The sequence below is a fragment of the Streptococcus sp. HMSC064H09 genome, assembly GCF_001812625.1.
Taxonomy (GTDB): domain Bacteria; phylum Bacillota; class Bacilli; order Lactobacillales; family Streptococcaceae; genus Streptococcus.
This window is the reverse complement of the sequence record NZ_KV809573.1, coordinates 1,261-1,800: the sequence shown is the minus strand read 5'-3', so window position 1 is coordinate 1,800 and position 540 is coordinate 1,261. Positions and strand designations below refer to the sequence as shown.

At 46.1% G+C, this 540-nt stretch carries 1 pseudogene; it reads right to left on the bottom strand.

Features of this window, described 5'->3' with window-relative positions:
• Positions 1 to 540, bottom strand: a pseudogene (locus tag HMPREF2867_RS04005) (fibronectin-binding protein); the annotation flags it as partial.

Below are 540 nucleotides of genomic sequence, written 5' to 3'. Positions count from 1 at the left end.
CTGTGTAAGTACCAACACCTTCTACTGTCTTAGTGGTTGAACCATCATCGAAGGTTGCTGGAACGTCATCGTTCATTGGCACACGGCTATCACCTTCAGTAAATTTAGGCTTACCTGTTTGAGTCGCACCTTGAATATCTGTTGATGTTGTTGGTGCTGCAGTTGGTGTAACAGGAGTTACTTTTGGAGTATAAGTCGCAGAAGCTTTTGTGCCGTTCTTATCTTCACGGACAACTGTCACTGCTGGAGCTTCACCAACGAATGATTTCTCAGGTACGAAGGTTACGGTTCCATCTGCCGCTACTGTGTAAGTACCAACGCCTTCAACGGTCTTAGTCGTTGAGCCATCATCGAATGTTGCTGGAACATCGTCATTCATTGGTACACGGCTGTCACCTTCAGTGAAGGTTGGCTTACCGGTTTGAGTTGCACCTTGAATATCTGTTGATGTTGTTGGTTCAGCTGTTGGTGTTACTGGTGTCACAGTTGGTGTGTACTTCGCTGTGATTTCAGTACCGTTCTTATCCACGCGTTTCACTG